Origin of the sequence: Streptococcus parasanguinis, assembly GCF_001578955.1 — a bacterium.
Classification (GTDB): Bacteria; Bacillota; Bacilli; order Lactobacillales; family Streptococcaceae; genus Streptococcus; species Streptococcus parasanguinis_U.
On the sequence record NZ_KQ969689.1, the window covers coordinates 417,676 to 419,038 of the forward strand.

At 45.6% G+C, this 1,363-nt stretch carries 1 protein-coding gene; it reads left to right on the forward strand.

Going from position 1 to position 1,363, the window contains the following annotated elements; all coding sequences use genetic code 11:
* The coding region (locus SPADD19_RS12360; protein ID WP_241496405.1) for a cation-translocating P-type ATPase at nucleotides 1-1,363 on the forward strand (1,363 nt) is incomplete at both ends.

Here is a 1,363-nt window from a genome sequence, read left to right on the forward strand (position 1 = left end):
TGTCCGCCGTGATGGTCACGTGATTGAAATTGATTCCAAAGAATTGGTCCCGGGTGATATCGTTCTTCTGGAAGCTGGAGATGTGGTTCCTGCTGATATGCGCTTGTTAGAAGCAGCTTCTCTTAAAATCGAAGAAGCAGCTCTTACAGGGGAATCGGTTCCAGTTGAAAAAGATGTGACTGGCCTTGTTGAGGCAGATGCTGGTATCGGAGACCGTGTCAATATGGGTTACCAAAACTCGAACGTAACCTATGGTCGTGGTACTGGGGTTGTGACCAACACAGGTATGTATACAGAAGTTGGTAAGATTGCAGATATGTTGGCCAATGCTGATGAAACGGAAACACCATTGAAGCAAAGTTTGGAACAACTCTCTAAAGCCTTGACTTACCTCATTGTAGCCATTGCTGCAGTGACCTTCCTGGTTGGTGTCTTCGTTCGTGGGGAACATCCATTAGAAGGTTTGATGGTTGCAGTAGCCCTTGCGGTTGCGGCGATTCCAGAAGGTCTTCCTGCCATTGTAACCATCGTTCTCTCTTTGGGAACAACAACCCTTGCCAAACGCAATTCGATTGTTCGTAAATTGCCAGCCGTTGAAACACTTGGTTCAACAGAAATCATCGCATCTGATAAAACAGGTACTTTGACCATGAACCAAATGACGGTTGAAAAAGTGTATACCAACGGTCAATTACAGAGTGCAGCAACCGAAATTGGAGCAAGCAACAATACACTTCGCATCATGAACTTTGCCAATGATACCAAAGTGGATCCATCTGGTAAGTTGATTGGGGACCCAACAGAGACTGCTTTGGTACAATTTGGTTTAGACCACAATTTTGATGTTCGTGAAGCCTTGAAGGATGAGCCACGTGTAGCTGAATTGCCATTTGACTCTGACCGTAAGCTTATGTCTACGATCCATAAGGAAGCTGACGGTTCATACTTTATCGCTGTCAAGGGGGCTCCTGACCAATTGCTCAAACGTGTGACGCGTATTGAAGTCAATGGGGAAGTTCGTCCTATTACGGATGAAGATAAGAAAGCTATCCTTGCTACCAACAAAGACTTGGCCAAACAAGCCCTTCGTGTCTTGATGATGGCTTATAAGACAAGCAACGAAATCCCAACCTTGGAATCTGAAATCGTTGAGTCTGACCTGATCTTCTCTGGTTTGGTCGGTATGATTGACCCTGAACGTCCAGAAGCAGCAGAAGCGGTTCGTGTTGCTAAGGAAGCAGGTATCCGTCCTATCATGATCACGGGTGACCACCAAGATACAGCAGAAGCTATTGCCAAACGTCTTGGAATCATCGATCCAAATGATACAGAAGACCATGTCTTCACAGGGGCTGAGTTGAAT